The sequence below is a fragment of the Vibrio sp. 1F279 genome, assembly GCF_041439815.1.
Taxonomy (GTDB): Bacteria; Pseudomonadota; Gammaproteobacteria; order Enterobacterales; family Vibrionaceae; genus Vibrio; species Vibrio tasmaniensis_A.
The window spans coordinates 1-23,299 of record NZ_JBGOOU010000052.1 but is presented as its reverse complement, the minus strand read 5'-3'; the positions used below and the strand labels follow the sequence as shown (position 1 = coordinate 23,299).

Sequence of the window (23,299 nt, the reverse complement as noted above, 5' to 3'; positions counted from 1 at the left end):
TGATCTTATTCTTCGTGCCGGTTAATTAGAATGCGGGGTTCATGACGCGCTTACCCCCCGCATACCGCTCTGCGACGTTGGAAGTCGTATCTAAGGAATTAGCTCGTAGAGGCTTAGATATGTCTGATGAGGAATGTAAGAAAGGAACTATTGATTCTCGCCAAGCTCGTGCAATACGAAAAGCACAACAGCGAGATGAAGATGCTCAATTAGAGGCTGCGTGTATAGCTTCAGGCGGAACTTGGTACATATCTTTTTGTAAAAAAGATCCCGTTAAAGTTGATGTAAATGTATATCAATACTAAATCAATTAAGGTTTCCAACCTGATGATGGTTTACCATAACCGCCTTTTCTGAACCAAAGAAACAAGCCGTATGTTGCGGCTTTTCTAATAAGTACGATATTGCAAACACAGATGAATAGCATGTGTATTGATTTTTCACACTAGTCGCGATACCTATAACAAGTTTAACTTGAGTAACATCCAAAAAAATCCTCAAATCAAAAAAATAAGGCGTTCCTATGAGTCGTTGGTATTGGTTATTAGCTACATTGGCCATGAATGCGCAAGCAGAAACATTAAAAGTACCTTCCTATTTAAATTTAAGTCCCAAATCGGGGGATATTATGAATTCAATCCTCAACGGGGGATGCAAGTCTATAACCGACACGAAAATGATATGCACCTTTAACCAAATTACATTATCTCAACATATCAATTCTCAAGATGAAATTGAGAATAAGCTTAGCAGGATTGATGCTGAGCTATTGGAGGTTGAAAGCCTTGAAAAACTAAACGCATCGGTATGTGATAGCTCGATTATTAAAGGTTTAAATAAATTAATTGAAAGCACCAGTGACGAAAGAAAGAAAAATCACTATTCACAGTGGAAATCAATGTATTCTGCCTGCCCATTAAAAAATATGGATGAAGCAAAAGACTTTCTTCATCATTTGACGAAGCTTGATGTCGAAACCCAGAAAGAAACTTGCAAACTATCCGCAAATACTTTCGATCTTGAATTCACCGCAGTCGGTAGTGGCGAAAACGCCTATTGGCGTAACACCAGTGAACCTCTTTCAAACTCCTGTGGCATGACCAACGTTGTAAGTATGAGACAGAATTCTGGTTACAGTAGCCTTTGGGAGTACAGAGGTCAACGAGTTATAAGTATGCCTGAAAACAAAACGATGCTTGGTGAACCGTGCACAGTGATGGAAACGGAGCCGATGGTCTGGTCTTGGGATGGTGATAATATTTATAAAAACTGCCAGATTCTTGGTGTCGGGTTTTAATGGGTATCTGGGATCAATATGATCTATCGCTCTTAGAAATAACGATGAATTGTTACTGATATCAAATTAGAAATATTTCCATGAAATACTTAATCATATCGGTTAGATAACATAAGTGTTGTGGCACACTGAATTTGGCCACTTAAATAGAGGGGGTATCTGACTTTACTTCTACATTTTAGAATTATTAAATCTAAGTCAAATTATACTTTTGTGAGTTGAGAGGCTAATCGGTCGTAGCTCATAACGGGGCATTTTCGAGCTAGAAAATGCCACGTGTTAAAATTCAGATTGTGACGTTTTTGGGGCAGCTCTGAGCTAGCTGGCACTTTGAGAGACAAGTGCCACGGGTAAAACTTTAGGCCAATGAAGCCTCTGGATAAAACTTTGCCAGTGACATTACTAGAATAGAATGCTGCTGCGCGGCTCACTTGGCTTTGCGAAAATCGCTACTTCATGACATTAGCTGATTAGTCATGTACAATTAATGCAACCAACAAGAGGAACATTGATATGGCCAATGTCTCAAATCCGAAGCGCCAAAAAGCTACATTTACCCCTAGCTTAAAGAACTTCAAAACCAGTTTGGGTTATGAAGGCATGACGATAAATAAGAAATCGAACGTTCAAACCATTGAAGATTTAAAACGCAAGTATGCGAGATAAATATGGTGCTGATCAGGACAAATACTGTTACTCAAATTCTGATGTTTTAATTAACAGATTGAATATACTTGACTCGGATGAACTTGAAAAAGCCGAAGTTGAGTTTACGAGTTATAGGTACCTTTCATACAAAAGTAATGTTTCTGAAATCAAGCATTTAGACTTCAATCACCTCAAATGTCTACATCACCATCTATTCCAAGATATTTTTGAATGGGCAGGTCAAGTTCGAGAAGTGGATATATCTAAAGGCTACACTCGATTCTGTACCGTTTCTAGGATTGAAGCTGAAGCTTCAAAATTATTTGATATTATCCCTTCGTTAGACAATTTGGCTTTGCCTGATCTTATCCAAGAATTAGCCAGTCTATTTTGCGAATTAAATTTGTTACATCCTTTTAGGGAAGGTAATGGCCGAACTTTACGTTTTTTCTTTGAAGAACTCGTATTTGTCCTTGGCTACACCATCGAGTGGCCTAAAATTACTCAACAAGAATGGATTGATGCAAATATTGCAGGGGTATCACTCGATTTAGAACCGTTAATTACAATATTTCGTTTAGCTCTATCTAGTGAAAAACAAGACTGAATTTTTGTGCGATTGCATTAGTTTTAATCGCCTAAACTCAGCTGAGGAGTGTTGAACCGCTTTTTTCTGTGAAAAATAACGGGGCGAAAGTGGTTTAACTTATCTTCGCCGTCTAACTTGATGTAGCCAAAAACAGATCAAACTAAATTGGAACTGACAAACTTTAATGTCCTCGGACAATTACAGTGGGAATAGCTGATTTATAGAAGCCGCGTATCGAAAGAAATTTCGTGTTTTTTGGCTGTTTTGATGAGTTTTGGATAACCTGGATGTTTTGTGTTGAGCACATAGTTTTGTTCGCGAGGCACAATCACCGATGGGATCGCCAGCGCCAAGCTTGAATAGCTCGATAACCATTGATCACCGATTTCGGCTGTCTGAAGCGGGGCTGGCTCTTCATTCCAGTTGTCCGGTAAGTCGTCATTTTCAAGGACCAAAGCATCGGCTTCATCCAGTTCCAACGTAAACAAGACATAATTTTCAAGTACTTTGGTATTTTTGAGATGAACCAAGATTTCTAAAATGGCAAGTGACTCTGACGCAGCAACATAAACCGCAGACCGTCCAATAGAATTCCAACGCCCTCCGTACAGTCTGGAGCCTTCGCCATCGAAAGCTGACTCTTCCCACTTTTCCTTTACGATTCGGTACAAAGTGATCAAGAAAATACCCCATGCTCTAATCGTCCAATTAGGTTTAGCACACCCTCTGATTCAGCAGTTGTGGCAACCATATCGATAGGGCGGCGATTACCCAAACCAACCACAGGGGATTTGATCCATTCACACGCGGCCAAAATATCACCTTCAAACAAGTTGATGGTTTGGTTGAATATCTCAGCAAAACGGTACAAACGATCACTTTCGTCTTTGTTAAAACGTCCAGCTTTCGATCTGCGGTTTAGTGTGGCTGGTGGAATTGTAACAGCGGTAGCCAACTCTTTCTTTTCCAATTTAGAGTGCTTGGCTAGTTTGTCAAAAACATCAAAATCCAGACCTTTATGAACAGACTCATAAAGGGTTACCCCTCGCGATGGAATACCTACTTGCTGCCAAAAGCTAGCTGGCTGTTTAACAGGCTTGAATGCTTGCATTTGTGACATAACAATAACTCCTTATCAGATGGTAGTGTCATTATGTATCAGATGATTGCGGTAGGCAAGTTTACAAGTACATAGCTTGGAAAATTGGAGAGCGACAAGTAAGTTAGAGCATTCTCTGCTTTATTTTACCAGAGAAAGAAACGCCGCAATTCCAACTGTCGGAAGACAATAGAGATTGAGAACATGAGTCGCGACGACATGCTGACTCAGAACTGGACAAGGTTCATCTAGAGAGGGTTTAAAAGAGGTAATTGCTCCAATATCTTGCCAGACCTAGCCTTGTCTTTCAGAGATACCGCAATAAATCAGTTGTTGGCCATGCCAAATAGCATAGATGCCAGCAGCAACTTTCGGGCCATCAAAGATTACTTGCTACAACAAGCGTATTTTGCGAATAGATTAAAACTCAGCAGTCGCAAGTATAACGACACTTTGGATACGTAGAGCAACCATAAAAAGACATACCAGATTTAGCTCCTCGCTTAGCAACACGCATTACAAGCTTAGATTGGCAACTAGGGCAAATCATAGATTCGACGCCTGCCCTGTGTGTTTGGGGCGATATTGATGGTTTATTTTGAAAGCTGCGGCCATCTTCAATCATATGTACTAGTTCGCTGCCGTTGACTAGCCACAGGCGCTTATCTAGAGAAAAAGTGACAGCCTCAGAAGTAAAGTCTCCTGAAGTTACGATAATCATCTTACTGGCATTGTTCGCGATCATGACACCGTACATTTCCCTTAGAATTTGCACACCCACTTTGCGAGTTTTCCAATGCTTACATTGTACAAGGCTTAATTCACTATCTTTTGTAAGCCAAATATCAACACCGCCATCAGATTTTTGAGCGAAAGACTGTTTGACCGCATACCCTTGAGACTTAAAGTATTCTCCGATGTAACTTTCAAATTCGATCCAAGTCAGGTGATTTAGTGGGGAAGTATTCCTCTGAATTTTAATCTGAGTGTTCGTCTTGAGATAGCTTCTTTTCCTCTGATATTGCTTGAAAAACGCTATCGGTGCGGGGAGAAGAAATAAGAACGTAAAATATGGAGCCATCAAGGGCAAGTTTGGAGCAATAGCTTCAAAGATGAAATTATTGCTATCCACGGCCAAGCTAGGCAATAGGTATGAAAGCCCAAAATAAATACAAGCAGAGAGTACTACGCTTAACCACCATGGAGCGTCCATTAAGTGCCATATGATTCCATCGTGTTTTCGTGCCATTTGAAGATTACCTGATAAGCGTTTAGATGCATTAAAACACAAGCGATAGATGATGAGTATAGTTTGTAAGGTAATATTTATCAGGATGATAGCTATTGATGAGCTAGGGCAGGGAAGGCAACGCTTGAAGTCGGATTCCTTGTTCGGAATCCGAACACTTCTAACTCATAATTGTCGAGTAGACGACATACTCAAGTCAAGATGACTGTGCCCACCAAGCGACTACAAACCAAAGCCTGCATGACATCAAATTTGGGAGTGAGCGGATTTTAAGGCACTTTCATGATAAATTTGCCAACATGATAAAATCGATTAACAACCTCCAATTTATATGAATGACCAACTAACCCCAATCAACAAAGACTATTTAAAAAAACTTATCCGAGCAGAATTGGAGCTAACATGGTTTGATAATAAATCAGCTAGCCCTGATATGTCTTGGGTTACTCCTACGGTGATAGAAACATTGTTTACTGAGTTGATAACTCATACGCGTGGTAATCAATCAAAGGCTGCTAGGATGTTAGGGATCAACAGGGGGAGTTTCAGCAAAAAATTAAACCAGATTACAAGTAATGAACTTGGATTGGTTGAAAGCCTATAGATATATATCAAGCCTATTAGGACACAGCAGAGGGCGTAGCCATCATTACCTTGAAAAACTCGGCAAGTCAGTAGCTTGGTCTAAATTTATCCCCGTGAGACATCACGGGGATTTACAGCGAACAGCATGATAAGAACGGATAACTTTTGGCAGGGTAAACCAATAGCTTAAAATTGCTTTTGCACTGGGCAAGGGTATTGCTCTTTTAGCCCCATTGCTAAGTAATAACCGATAGAGCCGCTAATGCCTGGTTTACCGTATTTTTTAATATTATGTTCAATTTGATTATTAATCAGCTCCATTAACTCTTCGGTTTTCCATTCCCATAATGTTTCGCGATTGGCGGGATCTTTCATGGGCAAGCAATAATCGATACGTTGATTGCGAGAGTCTAAGCGCGTGGTATAAAGATTTATGGTATCCGCAGCAACACGAACCCCAATCAATAAATCTCGATACTCAGGGCTATCGGGATTTCGATAATGCTCAACGTAGTAACGCATATTTGCAGGGTTCTTGCCACTGCTCATGCGGTCGATTTCTGGAATTTGACTATTGGCTAAGCTTGAAAACGAACATAAAGTGGTTAAGCCTAATACGATCCATTTATTCATTACTAATCCTCCATTTTATACAGTGTATAATACTAGGTTGTTTTGATATCTCACTTGGGTTGCTCAATAATTAACCATTATTTATAGGTTAAGAACGGGTTTGGTCCTCCTTCTGTGTTGGCTGCAAGGTTGATGGTGGCTCAACACGGTTACTGGTACTCTCAAATTGACCGCGAGTTTCATCCACGATTTGTGAGTGGTTGTCGGGGTTGTAATAACGCTCTGTGCCGCCGCGTTGTTCATGCTGCTCCAGCACCGTTTGGCTGGTGTTGCCTAGAGCCTTACCTTTGTATTGTTCCCCCACCATCGTTTGCCACTCTGCTTGGGTCGGCTCAGGATTAAAGGCTTGTTCGTGCTCTTCTTGAGTTGGTACGCTGGCGAGTACAAAATCTTTAAACGTGTCGGTTGTTTTAAAGTATTCCCAGGCATCAGCGCGGGCTTGACGAGCATCGTTGCCCTGACCTGTGAGTATGTACCTTGATTCGTCTTTCGTAAGCCCGTTTTCAACAAACGCTTGGAATGGCTTTTCCAGTTTCTCAGTCAGGCTGGCCATATGACGTTGCTCTTGGCTGTTGACTTGACTGAGCGTATCGACCTCTTGTTGAGCTTGTGTCGTGGACGTTATCAAGCCTTGCGTCTCACTAAAGTTCGCCGTAAAGCCAGTGGCGTAAGTGCCCATCTCCGTATTACGTTCGTCGGCCGTGAGGCGGTTGCTCGCATCGATGGTTTGGTTGGCACCAGAGCGGTAGGATTCGATGGCGGCTTGCATTTGGCTTTGTTGTTCGTTGCTCATGCTGCTGAGCGTTTCGCGGTCTTCCTGTGTCCATTTTTGTCCCGTGGACGCGTTCACACTCCCATTAAACCCTACGGCGTCACCGAGAGCGCCGCTTGACAGTCCAGCGTTCACGTCATAACCGCCGTACGCAGAGTGTAAGAAGGCATTCGCTTTCTCATGGCTCCATCCGGTTGCCGCACTGACTTGCTCAGTGGCGGAGCTGACCTGCTCTAAGCCTTTTGATGCTGCAGCAGTTGCACCGTGTCCATGAGTTAAACCGTAACCTTGGGTTGAAGAATAACTCTCTTTCCAATCGGCCATCAATTGAGAGCCACTTTGTGTGCTTTGTGACAAGGCCGTTTGTTGTGTCGAGAGGTTGGATTGAGCGCTAGTGTGCAAGTCTTGCACCGCTTCACTGTATTGACTAGAGCTGGCGACATTCCACTGGAAATTCGACGCGGTAGGGCTAGTGTCATACACCGTTCTATCACCGTATTGCGTTGAAAGCAGACCGTCTTCGCTTTGAGTGGTACTGCCGTGTTGTTTCAGCAATGTCGACGTATCAAACTTATTGCCATTGACGTTATTAAACGTGTGGGTCTGCATTTGCGTATTACCGTGGCTGATGTCACCGCTTGAGGCCGCTGCCGACGTACGGGCATTGGTTTGGTTTATCATCCCCGCCAGTTGGTAGTTTAAGCTGCTCATCATGGCCGCTGCGCCCTTGGTTAACGCCAAAGCAATCGCGGGGGTGGACATCATCAAGTATCCGGTAATGGAGGCGTAACGCGTGTTGACGTAATCAATGCCGCTCATGTTCGAGAGGGTAATGCCGCGTAACCCTTGTGTCGCGCCCTGGGTCGCCCCTTCTAAGAACCACATCATGATCGCGTTGAGGATGGTGAATATCATAGGCCAAGTGGCCAGATAGAAAAAACTGCCAACGTAGTTTTTAAGGACAGGCAGCGCCATATGTGGCAGCAAGGCAATGATGGCAATGATCGCCCCAAAGCAGACAAACAAAATCACTCCTATCGAGTGCATCATTGGAATGAACTCTTTGGCTTGCAGCCCAATGTTGGCCCACATGGTGGTGGTTTGCATTTGGTTGGCGGTGTAGGCGTAGTTGGCCGCGATACCTCGGTGCGTGTTTTCGATGTTCCATCGCGTCATGTTGATGACCATGTTCTGTTTTAAAATATCGACCGCGTTGTTACTGACCCCAATTAAATCTTGGTGACTATTCTCGATGGCGTTTCTTAAGAACGTTGATTGGATGTTGCTCTCTCGTCCCAAGATATACGCGCCCAGTTTATTCATGGTTTGATTGGCCTCTTCATCAAATTGTTGAGTGAGTTCAGGAAACGCGTCGCGGCAGGTTCTGTATTGACCCTGGGGGTTATAGAGCCCACGAATGGGGGACATCGATTTTGTGGCGAGAAAACCCAGCAAATCCGGTGCTTGCAGGATGTTTTGCATGGTGTATTTTTTGTTAATTCGAATGTCTCCGACGATGCAGTTGTGATAAAAGTCTTTCCAATAGCGTTGCAGATCAATGGTTTCGGCGTTGGCGCTACGAAGCAACGTGTATAAATTCGAACCAAACACCATGCCTGAGGAGCTGTAGCTTTCATCCTCTGTACTGCTAAAGACGATTTCAATGCCTTCGGTTAAGCCGTGCATGAACGTGGTGGCCGCCCAACCGGGTATTGCGACGATGTAAGGCACGTTATTCACGTAATAAATGCGCATAGGATTTTGCGCGTCATTGATATGGACGGTGGCTTTCATGCTGATAAGAAAAGTGGGGATAGCCAAGTAAATGAACATAAAACGCATCACATGTTTCGCGTCTCGAGACACAAAAAATAGGGTGGCACTGATGATAAAGGCCAGTTGTAAGGCGATTTCGATTAACGAGCCAAAGGTGTTGGTGGTAAAAAAAGTGGCGACGGCGTTCAAGGCTCGTTGTAATTGAGGGCCTGCGCCATAGAGATAAAAGTCTAAGGTCATTGGGGATCTCCTTTAATGGCCAAAGGTGAGGTTCGATAGGGTAGCGTCACTTGCCGATTGGCTAAGGAGCTTTCGTTTGCGTTTTAAGCGCTCAGTGAGGGCTAAGTACGCGTTCAATTTTGTTTTGTGACGGTCTCGAATGGTTTGTAAGTAATCCCTTGCACTGTTGATGCCTTCGAGAGTGCGATTGACGTCGGTTGGGTTAACCGAAGCGAGGTTGGTCATGGATTGATTGACGATCATCAGCATGTTGTTGAGATAGGCATGCAAGAGATCGGCGGCAATATTTTGAGCGTATAAATGGCTTTCTGGTTGTAGGTTGAGGTGCGCATCATCAATGAGCATTGCTAAGATAGGAATGTCACTGAGTTCAACAAAGCTCTTCTCTGAGTCGGTGATAGGTTGGTCAGATTGTAAGTGGGCATAGAGCGTATCGACGGTGTGGCGCACTTTGGCGTTAAAGGCTTGGCTTTCATTTAGGCTGATGGCGCTTAGGCTCATCGAAAGGCAGGTCTCGGTGTTGTCGCATCGATACACCTCCAAATCCCCTCCGGTCAAAAGGGCGTTAATGGCGGTGTCGTTACCCACTAACATGGCCGGAATGTAGCTTGGCGTCCCCTGCGCGTCGTAAATGACGGTGCCAGTGAGGCTTACGATAAACTCGGCGACCTCTTGATTGTCTTGAAGGTAAGCGCTTTTCATGAGCGCATCCCACACCACATTTAAGTTCACTTTCACTGCGTGCGCCGTGGCGTCATCGGTGTTGCTAGCCAGTGTGCTCTGGTTGGTACGGACGTTGCGACATTCGTGTTGCGCTTCTAACCAATCAGCGAAAGCGTTGCTTTGCGTGCCTAGGGTGGCGCAGGCATGTCGCTTGGCTTCCCCATCGGTAAAGGCCGCTAAACCAGAGACCGCCGATTGCGCTACTTGGCAAGAGTTCATCGAGGTGGTGAGGAACTGATCAGCAATGGCTTGCAGTTTGTCCCGATTCTCTTTGATGCTCGGCGCCCAAGTTTGCAGCGCTAAATCCACCGCGAAGGGCACGGCGTTGGCAATGACGGCTTTACCAAAAGCCACCAGTTGGTCAGAGTTAATATGAGAAAAGCCGCCCATAAAGGCGTCAATGCCACCGCACCCTGCGCTGACAGAAGGCAAGGTGATGGCGGCCAGTTGAATGTTTTTGATGTTGGTGCGAGCAAACAAACTGCCCGCATTATAATAGGTGGCGGATTGACCCTGATAGGCACTTGGGTTCGTGATGTTGCTGTTAAAACTGCTGTCATCCCAAAAGCTGTTCATGGCGTCGCCCAAGCCGCCGGCATGAAGTGAACATGAAAGACTCATTAAGAGAGTCAGGAGGGTAGGTCGCGTCATTGTAAACTCTCCATGATGGCCACATCGGCGCGCAAGGCTTGGTAGCTCTTAAGCAGCTCAGTGTATGGAACATTGCCTTCACTCAAACGCACGTACTTACCATTGCTGACGTTGATTAAGAACGTGGCGGGCGTAATGGTGTTTTTGAGATCCCCAAAAAACGCAGCGGTGATGTCAGAGTTGGTCGGTATAGGCGTCGCGTAACCGGGGATGGGTTGTCCGTCAAAGGAGAAATCGTACACAGGTAGTTGAGTAGTTTGCTCTAGCCGCTTCATGGTTGGGGCAAAGTGGTGACACTCAGCGCACTGACTAAAATGGAAGAACACCAAGGCGTATTGGCCTGTCATCGCATGAGGGGGTTGCGCTTGAGTGAGGGAGGTTGAGGCGAGCGTCATCAGCGTACTCAACAATAACGTGCGGATAAAAGCGTTCATCGGGGCGTCCTTAAGTTAAAAGTCGCTGTCTTGGTAATTGGTCGCGACGTTGTGAAAGCGAGAGAGCAAGTCTTTTTGTGAAATGAAGCCGTAGGCGAGGGGCTTGAGTGCTTTGGTGTGGATATTGGCCAGCATTAAAGCCGGTGTGTAGCGCACCTGTACACGCCCTGTCTTATCAATACGGTTTTCATTAATCGTCTCAAAGGTCTGACCGTCTTTGCTGATCCCGACCAGTTCGATGTGGTACCGGTGGGCAAAGTCTTGGATTGAGGGTGCTAGGGTTTGAGATAAGGCGTCTTGCCCTTCGTAGATGAAGTAGAGGCCCCAACCTTCTTGTACCAATTGACGCACAGTGGCTTCGTTTTTGAGTTGGATACCTTGATAGTACGTCGCTCTTGCGGCTTGCTCTGTGGGGCGGTCTTTGGTGTACGAGTATTCGGGGTGTTCGTTGATGAGCTTTTTGAAGGTCATGCCCGTTTGCGTGGTCTTGCCATCGATGAATTTTTTCAGCTTCATCAATTTTAGATTTTTCTCTTCATCGGTTGGGTTAATGGTGGCATCGTTTAACGCTTCATCAAACGCGCGGTGGAACCATTGCATCTGCTCGGTGGCGCTCATCACGGTAGAGACGCTGTTGGGGGGGAGGCTCTCCTCCTCTTTGGGAGGGACTTTGGGCGCTTTGGTCTCGTTATACCAGCGCCACCCCTTGGAGGGCTCATCGGCGATACTGTGAAAGGCCAATAAAGCCAACAACATTAACGGTAGGGGTTTGATTGTTAATCGGTTAATTGAGTTGTTCACCGTTTTTGTGGATAAGTCCTTCATGGTGTGACCTCATTATTGCCAGAAACTCAGCATCTTGTGGGTGCGCGTGTGAAATAACGTCCAAAGTGCTTCATCAATGCCACGCTGTTGTTGGTGCCTCATCATTTCTTGCTTGAGCTGATGGAGTTTTCGTTTGAACAGAAGATGCCGAATAAGGGTGATGGCAAACCCGGTTGTCGACAGGGTGGCCACAAGTAAAGGGAGTAGGGGATCCATATCATGTCCTCATCATTGATTAAGTTAATGGCGATAAGCGCTGTGTAATCGCTCTTGGATTTCTGTGGCCGAAGGCAGGTTGGTGTTGCCGTGCATGTCGTCGTAGAAGTCCGAAAAGTCGAGGCGTTCAAAATCTATGTCTTGAAGCTGCTCGGGGGTAAGGGCGCCGCAAATGGGGTGTTTGGCGGTTCCCAGACTGATGCCAAGTTGACCTTTCGAGCCTTGCTCTTGGATGATGCGCGCCAATTTGCTATCAAAGACGCAGTAGGTCTTCTTTTCCCGGATACACGCGCCTAAGACCTTTTCTGCGCAATAACGGCCAAGGGCTATCGTAATGCCTTGCTCTTTGGCTTGACCGAGCGCTTTCTCTTCATCATTGCATTGGGCTATGCCAATACTCGTGCCCCAACCGCCGTCTTTACAGCAGTCGGCAAAACCAAAAGCGGCGTCTGTGCACTTCATGCCTTTGCCTGTAAATATCTTCGGTGGGTTACCCATACCGTCAGCGGCTTCTGCGAGCGCGGCTAAGGCTGAGGTGCTTTCATTAAAGCGGTTTGAAGTGGTCGCCATGGCTTCAAAGCAATCGCCATCCAGACAAAAGCTCTCTTCTCCACAGATTAATTGGGTGGCACTGCAGCGCCGCTGTGGGCAGGATTTATTGACTTTCTCCTCAATGCACACACCGTTTTGCTGGAGGCTGCAATGGGTTGACGTCGTGGTGCAATCGGCGGGCAGGACGTTGCACGTATTGGGTCGAGTGCATTGGTGCTCAACCCGATACTTCCAGCAATCAAGCGTGGTCGGTATGCCATTAATGATGCGGGTGGCTCGACCTTCAATGCATTGCTGGCGAGTGATCTTGCATGAGTTCATCAGGTTGCATTCTGTTCGCCAAGTAATGTTGTTCTTGATGCAGTTCCCTCCGGATAAGGAGAATCCGTTTGAGCAGCTCAAGGTGACTTTTTTCGTTTGTGTGGTGGGGCGACAAATCTGGTAGCGTTTATACCAGGATTCGTTACTTTTCCAGACAATGTGGTCGGTCTGTTTTAAATCGCCAAGCGTGTAGCCTTGGTTGGGAGAGACAACCTTCCCATCCCAGAAATACGTGGTATCTGACCCTGTAAACCCTCTTGTTCCCCCCGTTTGCCTCACGTAATTGTGATTATCGTGTCGGCATTGTGAGAGAGGGCGTTGGCAATTATCCCCTTGCTTTGTCCAGCCGGATGGGCAGCGGTAGATCACTTCACTAAGGCTCACGGAGGCGACGGGGACTTTGTCACACGGGACCGGGTTGTGAGTTGGTCGGTAGCATTGCTTTGCGATGTTATCAATGACGCATTGCGTGGCGTTGTCACAATCCACGTACTGATTAGACTGACCATGACTGATTTCATAGGCGTTCTCAATGCCAAGGGTGGCGAATCGATACGTATCATCGTTTGGGTCAATGGTGACACTATTATTGTCAAACCCCTCTTGTATCGCTTGAGCGTGTTCGTTGTTGCCAAACTCCGACGTGGATTGGTTTGTGATTTGTGCATCAGTCATCCCGGCTTCATCAGGCTGTCGGATTTTGCTTTCACACCCTGGATTATTGTCGCTGCAGAAGTCTGACAGGTTAAGCGTCATTTCTGAGTCATTGTAAGCCTCGTTCGGGGTGTTTTTCGCCCACTCCACGTTGTCGTAGAATGTGTTTTCTTGAGGGGCGGCAAGGGTATGAAGGGAGAGTAAGAGAGCAGCGCTGAAAGAGAGAAAAACAAAAAGTAGTGAAAAGGGCGAATTCAAGGGGAACTCCTATTGAGCACTTGTTTGGCGATGTGTCCTACATCGCCTTGGCTTAAAATCGTTAATGCGTTAGGAAGGGAGAGGTTGCCGTGAACCATGTCGTAATCACTTTGCGGGCAAGACGCTTCATTGCACGCTTCTCCAATGGCCACAAACACGGGGACGTGGGTGATGTTAAATTGACGAAACCACTGTGGACTGATGGCAAAACCGCTATCAATGGCCATTTCTTCGTCGTCCGCTTCTAACAAACTCAGTATTCGAGAGGCTGTCGGTACCATGCCTTCTGGCAGTACCCCACGTATCACGAGAGGAACCTGATATTGCTGACTTTGTTTGAGTAGCTGTCTAAGCGCGTTATCTGGCATGGAAAGCGACACAAACACCATCACACCTTGCGCCTTTTTGTTTGGATTTTCCTGAGGCACCCCAAGAACACTCGCCAGTGGCGAGTCTTGCAACACGTTATCGAGGTGTTGATTCATCGACAACGCTTCTTGCTTATGTTGCTGACCTCGTTCAAGAAAGGTGGTCAGTTCACTGTGATTGGTTGGCGCTGCAATGGTCTGCTCTTGCTTGGCAAGCGCTTTGAGCTCTTCTTGAGAGTAACCCTTCTCGGCTAGTGAGAGAGGGCTAACCAGCAGAATAAGTAACAGCCATGAGGCTCTTGGGCTAAATGACATCGTCTCATTTCCTTATAAAAATACGCAATTACGTTTTCGCCAGTTCACAAAACCAAAGTTACCGCCGGTGGTTGGGTTGTCTTTACCTTGCTCCCAAAGTGACGAGGTGGTGCCATAGGGATAACAATGAGCGGCATCACCAATCGGTGCCGACAATTGATAGCGATAGCGACTTTTCGGCAAGATAGGCTCTGGCCATTGGTAACAGATTGCGCCATCTTCGCCCCGGGTTTCCCACACAATGCCTTGCCTGTGCATTTTAAAATTAAAACGCTCTAACATCAGTGTGCCAACTTGAGGGCCGGTCTGAGAGTAAGCGCTATTACCGGTTAATGGGTAGACGCTGCCTTGTGAGCCTAAACACCAAAAAAGCGCATCAAAAGGCAAAACGCGCCCGGTGGTGGTCGCCATGGCTTCGGTGATGCAAGAGAGCTGCGTGATGGGGTGGCCAAACAAAATGGCTTCGGGGTTAAGAATGAACGACATCTCATCATCATCCCAAAACGGGTCAAGCTCGGTGAGGTAGGCCACATCGAAATTATCCGTGGCCATGCAGGCGGCCGACTGCATCAGTTGTAGCCAGTAAATCACCGGATATTTGTACCAATGCACGTGATAAAAAGCATTGCCGCTGGTTTTGCTGCTTGAGTCGTGCTGCGAGCCTCCTATTTGTTGGCTATTGTCATTACTCAACTGCATCCCCATGTTGACCATGCAATAAGGGACTCGCGTCACGTCCACCAAGGAATACGGCTCCCAATACCCAATGTTTAAGCCAATTTGCATAAAAATGGGCGGGGGTTTAGGACAATAGGAGATCGGCATGCTTGGGTTGGCGGTGTCAGGGTATGTCGAGCTAATGAGAGGCACACTGCCCAGTGTCATAGGAAATAGGCAGTCCCAACAAATATCAGACAATGGATTTAAGAAATGCCCCGTACAAGCGGCGGATTGAGCTTGGGTTTGCCAAGGAAATAGGAACAAACCAAGCAGTAATAACCCATGGGATCTCAAGGTCTTTCTCCTTATTTTGTGTTCGTCGCACTCTTGTTTATGGTGGTGAACGGCGTCACATCGATCTCTGTGATCTTCCACCGCGCTCCGTCTTGTTCAATCAGAGCGGGAATGTGTGAGAGTTGAAATTGACGGCTGTAGTGACCTTGTTGGTCAAAATAAATTCGGGCGTCAAACTCCGTGGCGACGTTTTCTGGACTGCCGTTGGTGAGGGTCCATTTTATCGGCTTATCTGCGCGGTATTGTTTAGCCCAAGCGCGCTGGCTTGGGTCGTCACCATCAAGAAAGACAATCACATACGAGTAATCGAATGATTGTTTGGGAATGTCGACTGGCCAAGTGTCGGTATCAAAAGGGTTGATGACGAGGCCTTTAGCATAAAGGAGGTTACCTTGTGCATCTTTGATATCGGTGGCCAGCTTTAATGATGGGTCGATGTAAAAGGTGTTGGGCGCGGTGGTGGCGGTCAACCCTTTAACGGGAGGGGGTCTTCGCACGTTATTTTCTACGTTCTTCACAAACTGCTGTTGCATCTTTGCGGTTTCTCCCGTGGCTTCTAAGTGTGTCAATCTGCTGTTAATCCATTGCAACATGTCTACCTCTGCAATAGGGAAAAGTTCGCCTTGACGCCCAAATTGTTGACTAAGAGCGGTGGGGGCGATGGCAAGTAAAGTGAGACCGAGCACCTTTGAGAGTGCTGTTGGTTTGATGAATGAATGCCCGTGAACAATCATAAGATCATGACTCCTTTTTAAGCGCCTCAATAACGTAATGTTGGATCTCGGTGGTTCTATCCGGTGCGCCGCTGATGAGCGCGCCTGGCACGATAATCACGAGATGGTGCGCTTGCGCGTATTCTTTCAAGAGCCGCCTGAGTTCCGTATCAAAGGTCGCCAATTGCGCGCTGTGCTCCTGATCGCTGAGGTTGGCTTCAATGAGTTGGTCTTGATATTGCGCTAACGTTTGTTCGATATCGAAGACCACGATTTGAGGGGCGGTGTTGAGCTTGACGGCCAGCAGCGTGAACATCATCAACACTATGGCAAACAGGGCACCGACAAGACGTGTGTGACGGATGGATTTCATTTGGCCTCCTTACCATAGATGAGGGTGTTGAAGATCTCAATTTCTGGTCCGTAAAAATGCTCTGCGGTTTGATTGACCGCATCCATGAGTGGGACGCCTTGGTTCATCAAGGTTTCACAGTACTCAAACTCATGCGGCTCTGTCGAAAGGCACGCACGAGTAAAAGGATCGGCAAACAAGCGATGAAAGGTCGTTACATCACCGGTTTTTAGCATGACAGAGCTGTAACCGGCGATGGAGGACTTTTCAAAACTCTTGATGACAAATTGCTCATAGGGTGAAAAGTGTGAAGGATTGTCTTTGATGAATTTCGCCAATCCACTGCCTTGACGCAGAGTGATGTGAATGTCGGAGTTATTGAACGCAGCGAGCGCTTCAGGTGTGCTGTAAAAATCCTCAATCCCTTGCGTCACGGTGCAAAACGAACCCCCAAATTTTCGGGCGGTGCGATAACCGGTATTGATGAATTCTTGTGCCTGTGCATTAGAGCCAGCCATCAGAGACCACGCCTCTTCAATGATGCACATCTTCGGCGTTGAACGGGAGCCTGAAAGGTACATCTGCTGAGTGATGCTCGACATCAGCGCAAAAATCACCGGTCGCATGATGTCCGAGGGAAATCCGTCGAGTTCAATGGTGGTAAAGTGGACATTGGGATCCAGCATGGACGGTTTATTGAAGGTGTCACCGTAGATCCCCTCTGAGCGGTATTTATTCAGTTGCATGGCGATATCAGAAAGGCGGCGATCACCGCCTTGTTTTTCGGCCGCCGCAAACAGCGCTTCTTGCACATGGTCAACCAACGTCTCGCTTTTGTGTGCCTGCCAAGCCGCAATGATGCAATCACCGAGGACCGATTTTTCAAAATCTCCCATTTCGTGTGTGGGGCAGGCCATGGTCGCAAAGAGTCCGGTGATGGTGTGCAGCGTTTCCTTGAGAGGGTTGACCTGTTCGCCTTTTTCATCGGTATAGTCATCCCCCATGGCAATGCGTTCCAGGTGAGTGAATGGATTGAGGTAAATCTTCTCAGCCGTCATGTAGCGGCCGCCAAGCATCAAGGTGAGCTTTTTAAAGCTCTTTCCTTTATCTAACGCCCAGATTTTACCGTTCATGGCAAAGAGGGTTTCGGCGAGCTTTTGCACAAAGAAGGATTTTCCTGCCCCGGAGCCTCCGGTCAGGGCGATGTTGTAGTTATCTGAGCCACAATTAAACGGATTAAACCAAAAGGCTTGTTGGCGCATGGTGGGAAGCATCATGCCGCCACTGAAATTCTTTACGTCCATCACAAGAGGCAAGAGGTTGGCCACATTGCCGGTTTTTACGGTTTGAATGCGTCCAGCACGGTCGCAATCGGCCCAAAACCCATCGGTCATCATGAACGGTAAGGTCGTCATGAGCGCTTGGCTTTGCAGCATCGAGACGGTTTGTAAATCAATCCCGCCAGAGCGAAAGGCGTTAATGGCCGTAGTGCGATGCAGTCGCTCGGATTTTTTGTTGGTAAATAACGTCAGCGTCAGGTGCATGTATGCCATGCTGTTGATGCCATCCGACATTTCATCTCGAATTTGCTCGCGTTCGCTCTGCTCTTTCTTCGCTTGAGGGAAGAAAAATGCCATCGGGGACTTGAGTGTTTTTTCCAGCTCTCCAATGCGTCCGCCATTTTTGGTCGCAAAACTGCCCGATTCTTGATGGCGAAAATTGAGGGTCATGAGGTGTGGACATTGCACATTTTTGGCCACGCTCTTTAAGGACGCAAAACAATCGGGCAAGGCGTAAAGGCGGAAAGTTCGAGGTGTACTGCGTAAACCCAATGAAATGATCCGCGAGGTCACCGTTTGATGTTGGCGGTTACTAAAGCGAACGTCGGTGTAATGTCGGCGAGTTAAAAACTCGGTATCAGGAGAGAGGACTTGTTTGTAGATCAACGCTTCTGGTGCGTAGTCAGATCCGCGAGGGGCGGTTTGTGTGGGGTCAAAATTGAGAATGCCTTCGACGTAGTTGATTAAGCCTTCGGGGGTAAGCGGCGTGAGCTCCAGTCCAATTTGGGATAAAGTCGTGGTGAGCGCCTCTTTGCAATCCAACACACTATCTACATCGTCCGTACTGGAGACAAACAACCACGCGCTGTAATCTTTGATGTCAAAGTAATGCTTCTGACGATGAAAAAAGCCGTGGTGAGCCGCAAAGTTGGCGTAATCGGCTTCTTGTTTTGCTAATTCACTGCAAATACCCGCACGAGCGGATTTCAAGGCGGTATTTTGCTCAATCAAATGACTCACGTGGTTGTGGCCCATCATGGAAAAATGGTAATCCCATTTATGGCCAGGCGGTAAATCCATGATGAGACGGTTAAATGCCTCCACCATGTCGTCATTCGCCCCCGTTAAGACGCTCAATTTGAATCCAAATCCTACGCCCTTTTTGTTATGAAAGAGGCTGTGCTGCGCATCAAAAGTGCGGTAAGGCAGTTCAGAATGAAGGTGGTTATATTCACGTTTGGCTTCTTGATAAAAACCCTTTAAATCTTTTGAGACGCCCATGGCGTTAATCCTTCTTGATAGCCTGAACAGGGCGACCTGTCCAGGTAGACTCGTCTAACACAATGTAAATATCCATTGTGTCGAGGTAAGTGGTGGTGTCATCCGAAGTAAAGGGAAAAATCACCACCTTCCTAACCGTGTCTTGGGTTCGAATAGGATGGCCTTCACGGGTGCGTCTTGGCAGTAAGGCAAAAGGGTGGGAAGCCAGGACGTTAGCCTCGGCGACTTGTTGTGTTGTTGGGTGTGTCGAGATGTTGCGAATGTCATCCATGCTGGCGCAGCCGGGTATACCGCCGATTTTTTGGCAACTAAATTCATCTTGAAAGCCCGCAGAGCAACCTGCTAGTAGGCTAATAAGCAGCGCTGTGAAAAGTTTGATAGTCATAAAAGCCGACCTTAATTTAATTGTTGGTTAACTTCTGCCGCGAGAGGGTTGAGTGTGATGGTTTCTAAAAGGGTGTCTGGTTTTGCTTGCTCTTGCTCTTTTGTCTGATGATCAACATAGCGTTTGATCGCTTCCTCATCATCCAGAGGGAACCCTTTCGTAAAGACGATATTCACGATGCCCCCTGGATTGATTTCGATGAAGGGGTGATATAACTCGGCTAAGGCAATGTAGTAATCCGAAAGCTTACTCCCCACGTCCGAGGTGGCATTGCCCAATAAACTTAATCCCACATCCTTGCTGTTGAGGCTCGACGTTGAGCCAAGCGCTGAGGTTGAGGTGGTGCTGGCCAAGCCCGCCCCGGTCTCACCCAGTCCGGTTAAGATGCCTGAGATCCCCGCCATTTGGACGATTTTGCCGTTACGTAAAATCGAGGTGCCACGGATGCCATTGCGCCCAAAGTTAAAGACGGTGCCTTGAACGGGGATATCTAAAATTCGACCGTCCCGAATGCAGCTGAGGGTATGAGTGCGCGCCACGCCGCGATTGGAAGAAAGGTCACCGTACACGCTCCCAATGATGGTGCAGTCTTTGAGGTGGCTCTTTTCTCCATTGGGCAACACGCCTTCATGCACGGTTTGAAACACGATGGGGGCGGTATCACTTTGGCCGAACGCCCCGGCATTGGCATCGGCGCCACCGGTGATTTTGGCGGTCACAAAGGTGCCCGACGGGACGTAATTGTCGACGGTTCGTTGGTACGCTGACTCTGAGGAGGCTGTCCAAAAAAAATCAAACGAGTCAAACGCTTGCCCTTGGTCATCAAACGAGGCCTTATCGGCTTTGCTGTATTGAAAGCTCTCTTTTTGCAGATCATTAGTGGCGTAAGAGGGCAAAGGTTTGGGAGGAAGTGGGCGCGAGCCAAACGGCGCAGGCTCTCCCATGACGGTGAGGTGACCGGCTTCCTTTGAGGGTAGCGATTGGGTTGATGGCAAGGCGATGGTGCGTTGCGCTTCTTGATGTTGGCGTAATTCCTCGCGTAAGATCTCGTTCTCTTTCTTCATTTGCGAAATCGTATTTTCGTTGCTCGTCATCAAACGATCGACGTCTCGATTGAGGTTTTCCATCTTCTCTTTGACGTCTTCAATGTCTTGACCTTGTAAGGTCAAGGCTGAGCGGTTGTCTTTGTCGGTAAAATCATCAGTAATGATTTCCCCAAAATTGGGGGCTGGCTCAACGACTTCTTTCGCAGTATCTAGCGAGGTTCGAGGTTGTTTAAAGGCTTTAAACGCAAAAAAACTGCGACTAAGAGCGCAACGGCTAACAGGCTGAGTATTTGGTTACGCTGCTTACTTTGGTCATTGGCGAGCACTCCATCCTCTAAGTCTGACTCTCTAAAAAGCCACTGTTTCAATCGTTTCATTCGCGACCTCCTGTGATGATGTACAGATGTGTAGATTCACCTGGGGGTAAGGTATAACGGTCAAGTGAGGCGCTCCGACTGGCGTAACTGTAAAATTGCGCTTCGGTCAGAGTGACGGTGTCATTGGATTGGTTTTTAACTTGATAAATAAGCCCTGAGAAGGGGCGGCCTACAAAAAGGGTCTGCGGAATAATGGCCAGTGGCGACGTGTCTTTGGGGAGGGTTTCGGGGTCAATCGGATGGACACGAAACCCTGGGATAGGCGTCTTTGAACGCTGCCAATGTATCATTTGTTTGGTGAGTTGCCCCAAGGCCAAAGGGTATTCGAGATCTTTTTCAAAGACACTTTTCTCTGCAGTAGAGCGAAGCGGAATAAACTCATTCACCACCGCAGGGACGGCTTTAGGGTTGATAAAAAGCGAGAAATTTTGACCTTTCTCTGTGGTGACGTGCGCGGTAAAAGGCAAGGCGATGTTGAGTTTGACGGTAATAGAGCCCGATTGGTCTCGTTGATTGGCTTTAGCGAGACAAAACCCTCTAGGGCAATGAAGGTTTAATATCTTGTCGTCTTTCACTACTAAACGGTTGGTGTTGACCGAGGATAAGGGCAACACAATGGTATCATTTTGCTCAAAATAGTAGGTCTTTGCGTCAATCGTATGGGCGTGGCTCATGATGGGTAACAACAAACCAAAAAAAGCATAAATCAAGCGTATTTTCATAACGGTATCTCTTGGGCGATGGTGTGAAGTTCAATCAAGCCACTTGAGTAATCGGCTTGGAGTAGATAAGTCACGGGCTCAGGGTCAAGTGTGCGCCCCGCGATGGTTTTGTTGAGCGTGCCTTTGACCCGTATTTTCATTTCATTCAGGTTGATAGACAGCGTGTCAACTTCAAAAAAACTGGTGACGTCGTTCTCGATGATAAATTCGGCTTCTCGCATCAACTTGTCTTGTAAGCCGCTCCAGTATTTAGGCGGCACGTAGGTAATGAGTAAGTTGAATTGACGTTTAACGTTAGAGGGCGTGACATTAAATTTTAGGTGTATCCACCAATCGGCCATCATAGAAAGATACGCTTCATCAACCGCATCGCTTGAGATCGTAAACGCTCGGTCGATATGAGGTGGCACGAAGGTGCGCTTTTCCGCTTGGTTTTGGCTTAATAAAGCAAAACTCAACCCAGCGGTTCCTAAGGCGGTGATCAACACCACCGCGGTGAGGACGTAATTGATAAAGCGAGCCGCTTTAAGCGCCTCGCCGTTATGTTCATTGAGCATCAGTAAATCCAATATTTTTTTGTGGCGGGGGGCGTGCGTTTAAAAATGGTTTTATTCGCTGTGTCATCCCCATACCAGTGGATGAAGTGAATGATGAATTTGGGGCCGTGTCGGACTTTTAAGCTGCGAATGGTGAGGAAAAATCCGATACACACGGCGACCGCGACCAACCGATTGATGTTGAACAACATCAAAAACAACAAGATAGAAGGGAGTATTTCATCGATTGGAAATCCGACTATTTTGACGTCGGTTTGTAAGTAGTTTGGAAAAGCGAAGAGGGTTTGTTTGTCTTGATGATCCATGGTGAAATAGGGCGAATAGTTTCGCGCTCTCCTTATGTGGTTTATAAGCCTACAAACCCTTTACCAACTTCCCAGAACACCACGCCAACGAAAAAGCCGATGATGCCACCCACCCAGTTCTTTTGCATGATGCCCACGATGATGCCGCCAATTAGGCCTGCCACTAAAATGTAGAACTCGCCAGAAGACCCCGTTCCGACCGTGTTGGTTACGGTATCTTTACCACTGGCAAAGAGGTCATTGGCGTAAGCGGGTGACGCACAAGCAAAGTAGACGGCCATAAGCGTGCAGACGTAACGCCAATACGTAAGAGGGCAGTGAAAGCGTGATGTTTTATTTTTCATTTGGTTACCTTTAAATGTAGATAAAAGAGGCACGACATCGCACCGCCATTATCAAAAGGGGTGTCGTGCATCTGGTGGGTTGAAAAATGGACGTTGTTCGTTCGTCAGACTTTTGGGCAGGCTTTAAACCGCATGAGTTAAGATGTTGCCGTTGAGTCCCATGCGCTTCTTGATTACATTAAAGGCAACAAGGAAGCGTTTACATACTTCAAACCGCGATTGCGACTGACGTGTTGTTTCCAATTTTGAGGGGTCATTATCGTGTTCTTGAGTTTACGATAATGTTTTTTGCGAGCATTTTTTGATGGTGGTGGCGTGAGTTGACGGACTGATTGGGTGTGTTTTTGAACCGAAACGAAATGAACGCCCTTCCAATAGAAAGGAAAGGGGAGGCGGTCAGTAAAAGGCAACAAAGCAGCAAATGCCATGTATTCACGCCCGACTGAGCCCAGTTCTTTGAAGCTGACAAAATCCCCTTGTTTAACAAAGCGGTCCAATAAATTCCCCGCCTCATCTTCACGACAATATCCGTATACAATTTGCATTATTCAAACTCCTTTTAAGGACATTGTTTTGCTCTTTTAAAAGAACAAAACAATGGGCTCTCTCTCAAGAGCCGTGCTACAAACTGGCTTGTGCATTCTTGTAGTAGAATGCGCACACCCAAAGGATGTGGTGTCTGGTATTCCCAAGTAACTCTGTTGAACCACTCAACCAG

Annotated in this window: 28 protein-coding genes; 5 read left to right on the top strand and 23 right to left on the bottom strand. The window is 46.8% G+C overall.

What is annotated here, in order from left to right:
* The first annotated feature begins 41 nt into the window (after positions 1 to 41).
* The 4 genes from ACED60_RS23615 (at position 42) to ACED60_RS23600 (ending at position 2,552) form a co-directional block, all read left to right on the top strand.
* Entirely contained in the window at positions 42 to 305 is a 264-nt protein-coding gene (locus ACED60_RS23615; protein ID WP_371728594.1) for a hypothetical protein, read from the top strand.
* A 218-nt stretch (positions 306 to 523) separates the two neighbouring features.
* Complete coding sequence (locus tag ACED60_RS23610; RefSeq protein ID WP_133148840.1) at positions 524 to 1,297, top strand: hypothetical protein; 774 nt, start codon at positions 524 to 526, stop codon at positions 1,295 to 1,297.
* Between the two features lie 513 nt (positions 1,298 to 1,810).
* A complete protein-coding gene (locus tag ACED60_RS23605; RefSeq protein WP_016800262.1) occupies positions 1,811 to 1,963 on the top strand; it encodes a hypothetical protein in 153 nt (50 codons plus the stop codon).
* On the top strand, positions 1,953 to 2,552 hold the full coding sequence (locus ACED60_RS23600) for a Fic family protein (protein ID WP_102257488.1): 600 nt from the start codon (positions 1,953 to 1,955) through the stop codon (positions 2,550 to 2,552). Before ACED60_RS23605 ends, ACED60_RS23600 begins: the two co-directional genes overlap by 11 nt.
* A 200-nt stretch (positions 2,553 to 2,752) precedes the next feature.
* Here the strand turns inward: ACED60_RS23600 and ACED60_RS23595 are convergent, their stop codons facing one another.
* The 3 genes from ACED60_RS23595 to ACED60_RS23585 form a co-directional block, all read right to left on the bottom strand.
* Positions 2,753 to 3,214 (bottom strand): RES family NAD+ phosphorylase, encoded by a 462-nt coding sequence (locus tag ACED60_RS23595; RefSeq protein WP_016800264.1) that lies wholly within the window; start codon positions 3,212 to 3,214, stop codon positions 2,753 to 2,755.
* On the bottom strand, positions 3,211 to 3,654 hold the full coding sequence (locus ACED60_RS23590) for an antitoxin Xre-like helix-turn-helix domain-containing protein (RefSeq protein WP_016800265.1): 444 nt from the start codon (positions 3,652 to 3,654) through the stop codon (positions 3,211 to 3,213). The genes ACED60_RS23595 and ACED60_RS23590 overlap by 4 nt, the downstream gene beginning before the upstream one ends.
* 406 nt (positions 3,655 to 4,060) lie before the next feature.
* Positions 4,061 to 4,882, bottom strand: coding sequence for a restriction endonuclease (locus ACED60_RS23585; RefSeq protein WP_137001392.1), 822 nt, complete (start codon positions 4,880 to 4,882; stop codon positions 4,061 to 4,063).
* A 331-nt stretch (positions 4,883 to 5,213) separates the two neighbouring features.
* Here ACED60_RS23585 and ACED60_RS23580 point away from each other — a divergent pair, with 331 nt between their 5' ends.
* Positions 5,214 to 5,486: a helix-turn-helix domain-containing protein gene (locus ACED60_RS23580; protein WP_231904329.1), complete on the top strand. Its 273-nt coding sequence runs from the start codon at positions 5,214 to 5,216 to the stop codon at positions 5,484 to 5,486.
* A gap of 167 nt (positions 5,487 to 5,653) precedes the next feature.
* Here the strand turns inward: ACED60_RS23580 and ACED60_RS23575 are convergent, their stop codons facing one another.
* The 20 genes from ACED60_RS23575 to ACED60_RS23480 form a co-directional block, all read right to left on the bottom strand.
* Positions 5,654 to 6,100 (bottom strand): hypothetical protein, encoded by a 447-nt coding sequence (locus tag ACED60_RS23575; protein WP_054542773.1) that lies wholly within the window; start codon positions 6,098 to 6,100, stop codon positions 5,654 to 5,656.
* Between the two features lie 88 nt (positions 6,101 to 6,188).
* Positions 6,189 to 8,888 carry a conjugal transfer protein TraG N-terminal domain-containing protein gene (locus ACED60_RS23570; RefSeq protein WP_269461134.1) on the bottom strand — a complete coding sequence of 900 codons (2,700 nt, stop codon included), beginning with the start codon at positions 8,886 to 8,888 and terminating at the stop codon, positions 6,189 to 6,191.
* A gap of 12 nt (positions 8,889 to 8,900) precedes the next feature.
* Entirely contained in the window at positions 8,901 to 10,262 is a 1,362-nt protein-coding gene (locus ACED60_RS23565; protein WP_102257493.1) for a conjugal transfer protein TraH, read from the bottom strand.
* Positions 10,259 to 10,696 carry a conjugal transfer protein TraF gene (gene traF, locus ACED60_RS23560; RefSeq protein ID WP_371728593.1) on the bottom strand — a complete coding sequence of 146 codons (438 nt, stop codon included), beginning with the start codon at positions 10,694 to 10,696 and terminating at the stop codon, positions 10,259 to 10,261. The genes ACED60_RS23565 and traF (ACED60_RS23560) overlap by 4 nt, the downstream gene beginning before the upstream one ends.
* A 15-nt stretch (positions 10,697 to 10,711) precedes the next feature.
* Complete coding sequence (traF, locus tag ACED60_RS23555) at positions 10,712 to 11,521, bottom strand: type-F conjugative transfer system pilin assembly protein TraF (protein WP_371728592.1); 810 nt, start codon at positions 11,519 to 11,521, stop codon at positions 10,712 to 10,714.
* 12 nt (positions 11,522 to 11,533) lie between these two features.
* Entirely contained in the window at positions 11,534 to 11,737 is a 204-nt protein-coding gene (locus tag ACED60_RS23550; protein WP_016799995.1) for a hypothetical protein, read from the bottom strand.
* A 24-nt stretch (positions 11,738 to 11,761) separates the two neighbouring features.
* Complete coding sequence (traN, locus tag ACED60_RS23545; protein ID WP_017082647.1) at positions 11,762 to 13,522, bottom strand: type-F conjugative transfer system mating-pair stabilization protein TraN; 1,761 nt, start codon at positions 13,520 to 13,522, stop codon at positions 11,762 to 11,764.
* Positions 13,519 to 14,205, bottom strand: coding sequence for a type-F conjugative transfer system pilin assembly protein TrbC (trbC, locus tag ACED60_RS23540; RefSeq protein WP_017082646.1), 687 nt, complete (start codon positions 14,203 to 14,205; stop codon positions 13,519 to 13,521). Before trbC ends, traN begins: the two co-directional genes overlap by 4 nt.
* Positions 14,206 to 14,217: 12 nt before the next feature.
* Positions 14,218 to 15,219, bottom strand: coding sequence for a conjugal transfer pilus assembly protein TraU (traU, locus tag ACED60_RS23535; RefSeq protein WP_371728591.1), 1,002 nt, complete (start codon positions 15,217 to 15,219; stop codon positions 14,218 to 14,220).
* A gap of 11 nt (positions 15,220 to 15,230) precedes the next feature.
* Positions 15,231 to 15,953, bottom strand: a complete 723-nt coding sequence (gene traW / locus ACED60_RS23530) for a type-F conjugative transfer system protein TraW (protein WP_371728590.1) — start codon at positions 15,951 to 15,953, stop codon at positions 15,231 to 15,233.
* Between the two features lie 4 nt (positions 15,954 to 15,957).
* Positions 15,958 to 16,305, bottom strand: a complete 348-nt coding sequence (locus ACED60_RS23525) for a TrbI F-type domain-containing protein (protein WP_371728589.1) — start codon at positions 16,303 to 16,305, stop codon at positions 15,958 to 15,960.
* Entirely contained in the window at positions 16,302 to 18,845 is a 2,544-nt protein-coding gene (gene traC / locus ACED60_RS23520) for a type IV secretion system protein TraC (protein WP_016800272.1), read from the bottom strand. Before traC ends, ACED60_RS23525 begins: the two co-directional genes overlap by 4 nt.
* 4 nt (positions 18,846 to 18,849) lie before the next feature.
* The gene (traV, locus tag ACED60_RS23515) at positions 18,850 to 19,230 is read right to left on the bottom strand and encodes a type IV conjugative transfer system lipoprotein TraV (RefSeq protein ID WP_016800273.1); all 381 of its coding nucleotides are present in this window, start codon (positions 19,228 to 19,230) and stop codon (positions 18,850 to 18,852) included.
* Between the two features lie 11 nt (positions 19,231 to 19,241).
* Positions 19,242 to 20,399 (bottom strand): TrbI/VirB10 family protein, encoded by a 1,158-nt coding sequence (locus ACED60_RS23510; RefSeq protein ID WP_371728588.1) that lies wholly within the window; start codon positions 20,397 to 20,399, stop codon positions 19,242 to 19,244.
* Between the two features lie 86 nt (positions 20,400 to 20,485).
* A complete protein-coding gene (locus ACED60_RS23505; protein ID WP_371728587.1) occupies positions 20,486 to 20,653 on the bottom strand; it encodes a hypothetical protein in 168 nt (55 codons plus the stop codon).
* Positions 20,650 to 21,375, bottom strand: a complete 726-nt coding sequence (gene traK / locus ACED60_RS23500) for a type-F conjugative transfer system secretin TraK (RefSeq protein ID WP_016800276.1) — start codon at positions 21,373 to 21,375, stop codon at positions 20,650 to 20,652. The genes ACED60_RS23505 and traK overlap by 4 nt, the downstream gene beginning before the upstream one ends.
* The gene (gene traE, locus ACED60_RS23495; protein WP_016800277.1) at positions 21,372 to 21,932 is read right to left on the bottom strand and encodes a type IV conjugative transfer system protein TraE; all 561 of its coding nucleotides are present in this window, start codon (positions 21,930 to 21,932) and stop codon (positions 21,372 to 21,374) included. The genes traK and traE overlap by 4 nt, the downstream gene beginning before the upstream one ends.
* The gene (gene traL, locus ACED60_RS23490) at positions 21,932 to 22,237 is read right to left on the bottom strand and encodes a type IV conjugative transfer system protein TraL (protein WP_016800278.1); all 306 of its coding nucleotides are present in this window, start codon (positions 22,235 to 22,237) and stop codon (positions 21,932 to 21,934) included. Before traL ends, traE begins: the two co-directional genes overlap by 1 nt.
* 41 nt (positions 22,238 to 22,278) lie before the next feature.
* A complete protein-coding gene (locus ACED60_RS23485) occupies positions 22,279 to 22,581 on the bottom strand; it encodes a type IV conjugative transfer system pilin TraA (RefSeq protein WP_102258054.1) in 303 nt (100 codons plus the stop codon).
* 173 nt (positions 22,582 to 22,754) lie between these two features.
* Positions 22,755 to 23,126, bottom strand: a complete 372-nt coding sequence (locus tag ACED60_RS23480; RefSeq protein WP_102258053.1) for a hypothetical protein — start codon at positions 23,124 to 23,126, stop codon at positions 22,755 to 22,757.
* Positions 23,127 to 23,299: the final 173 nt, after the last annotated feature.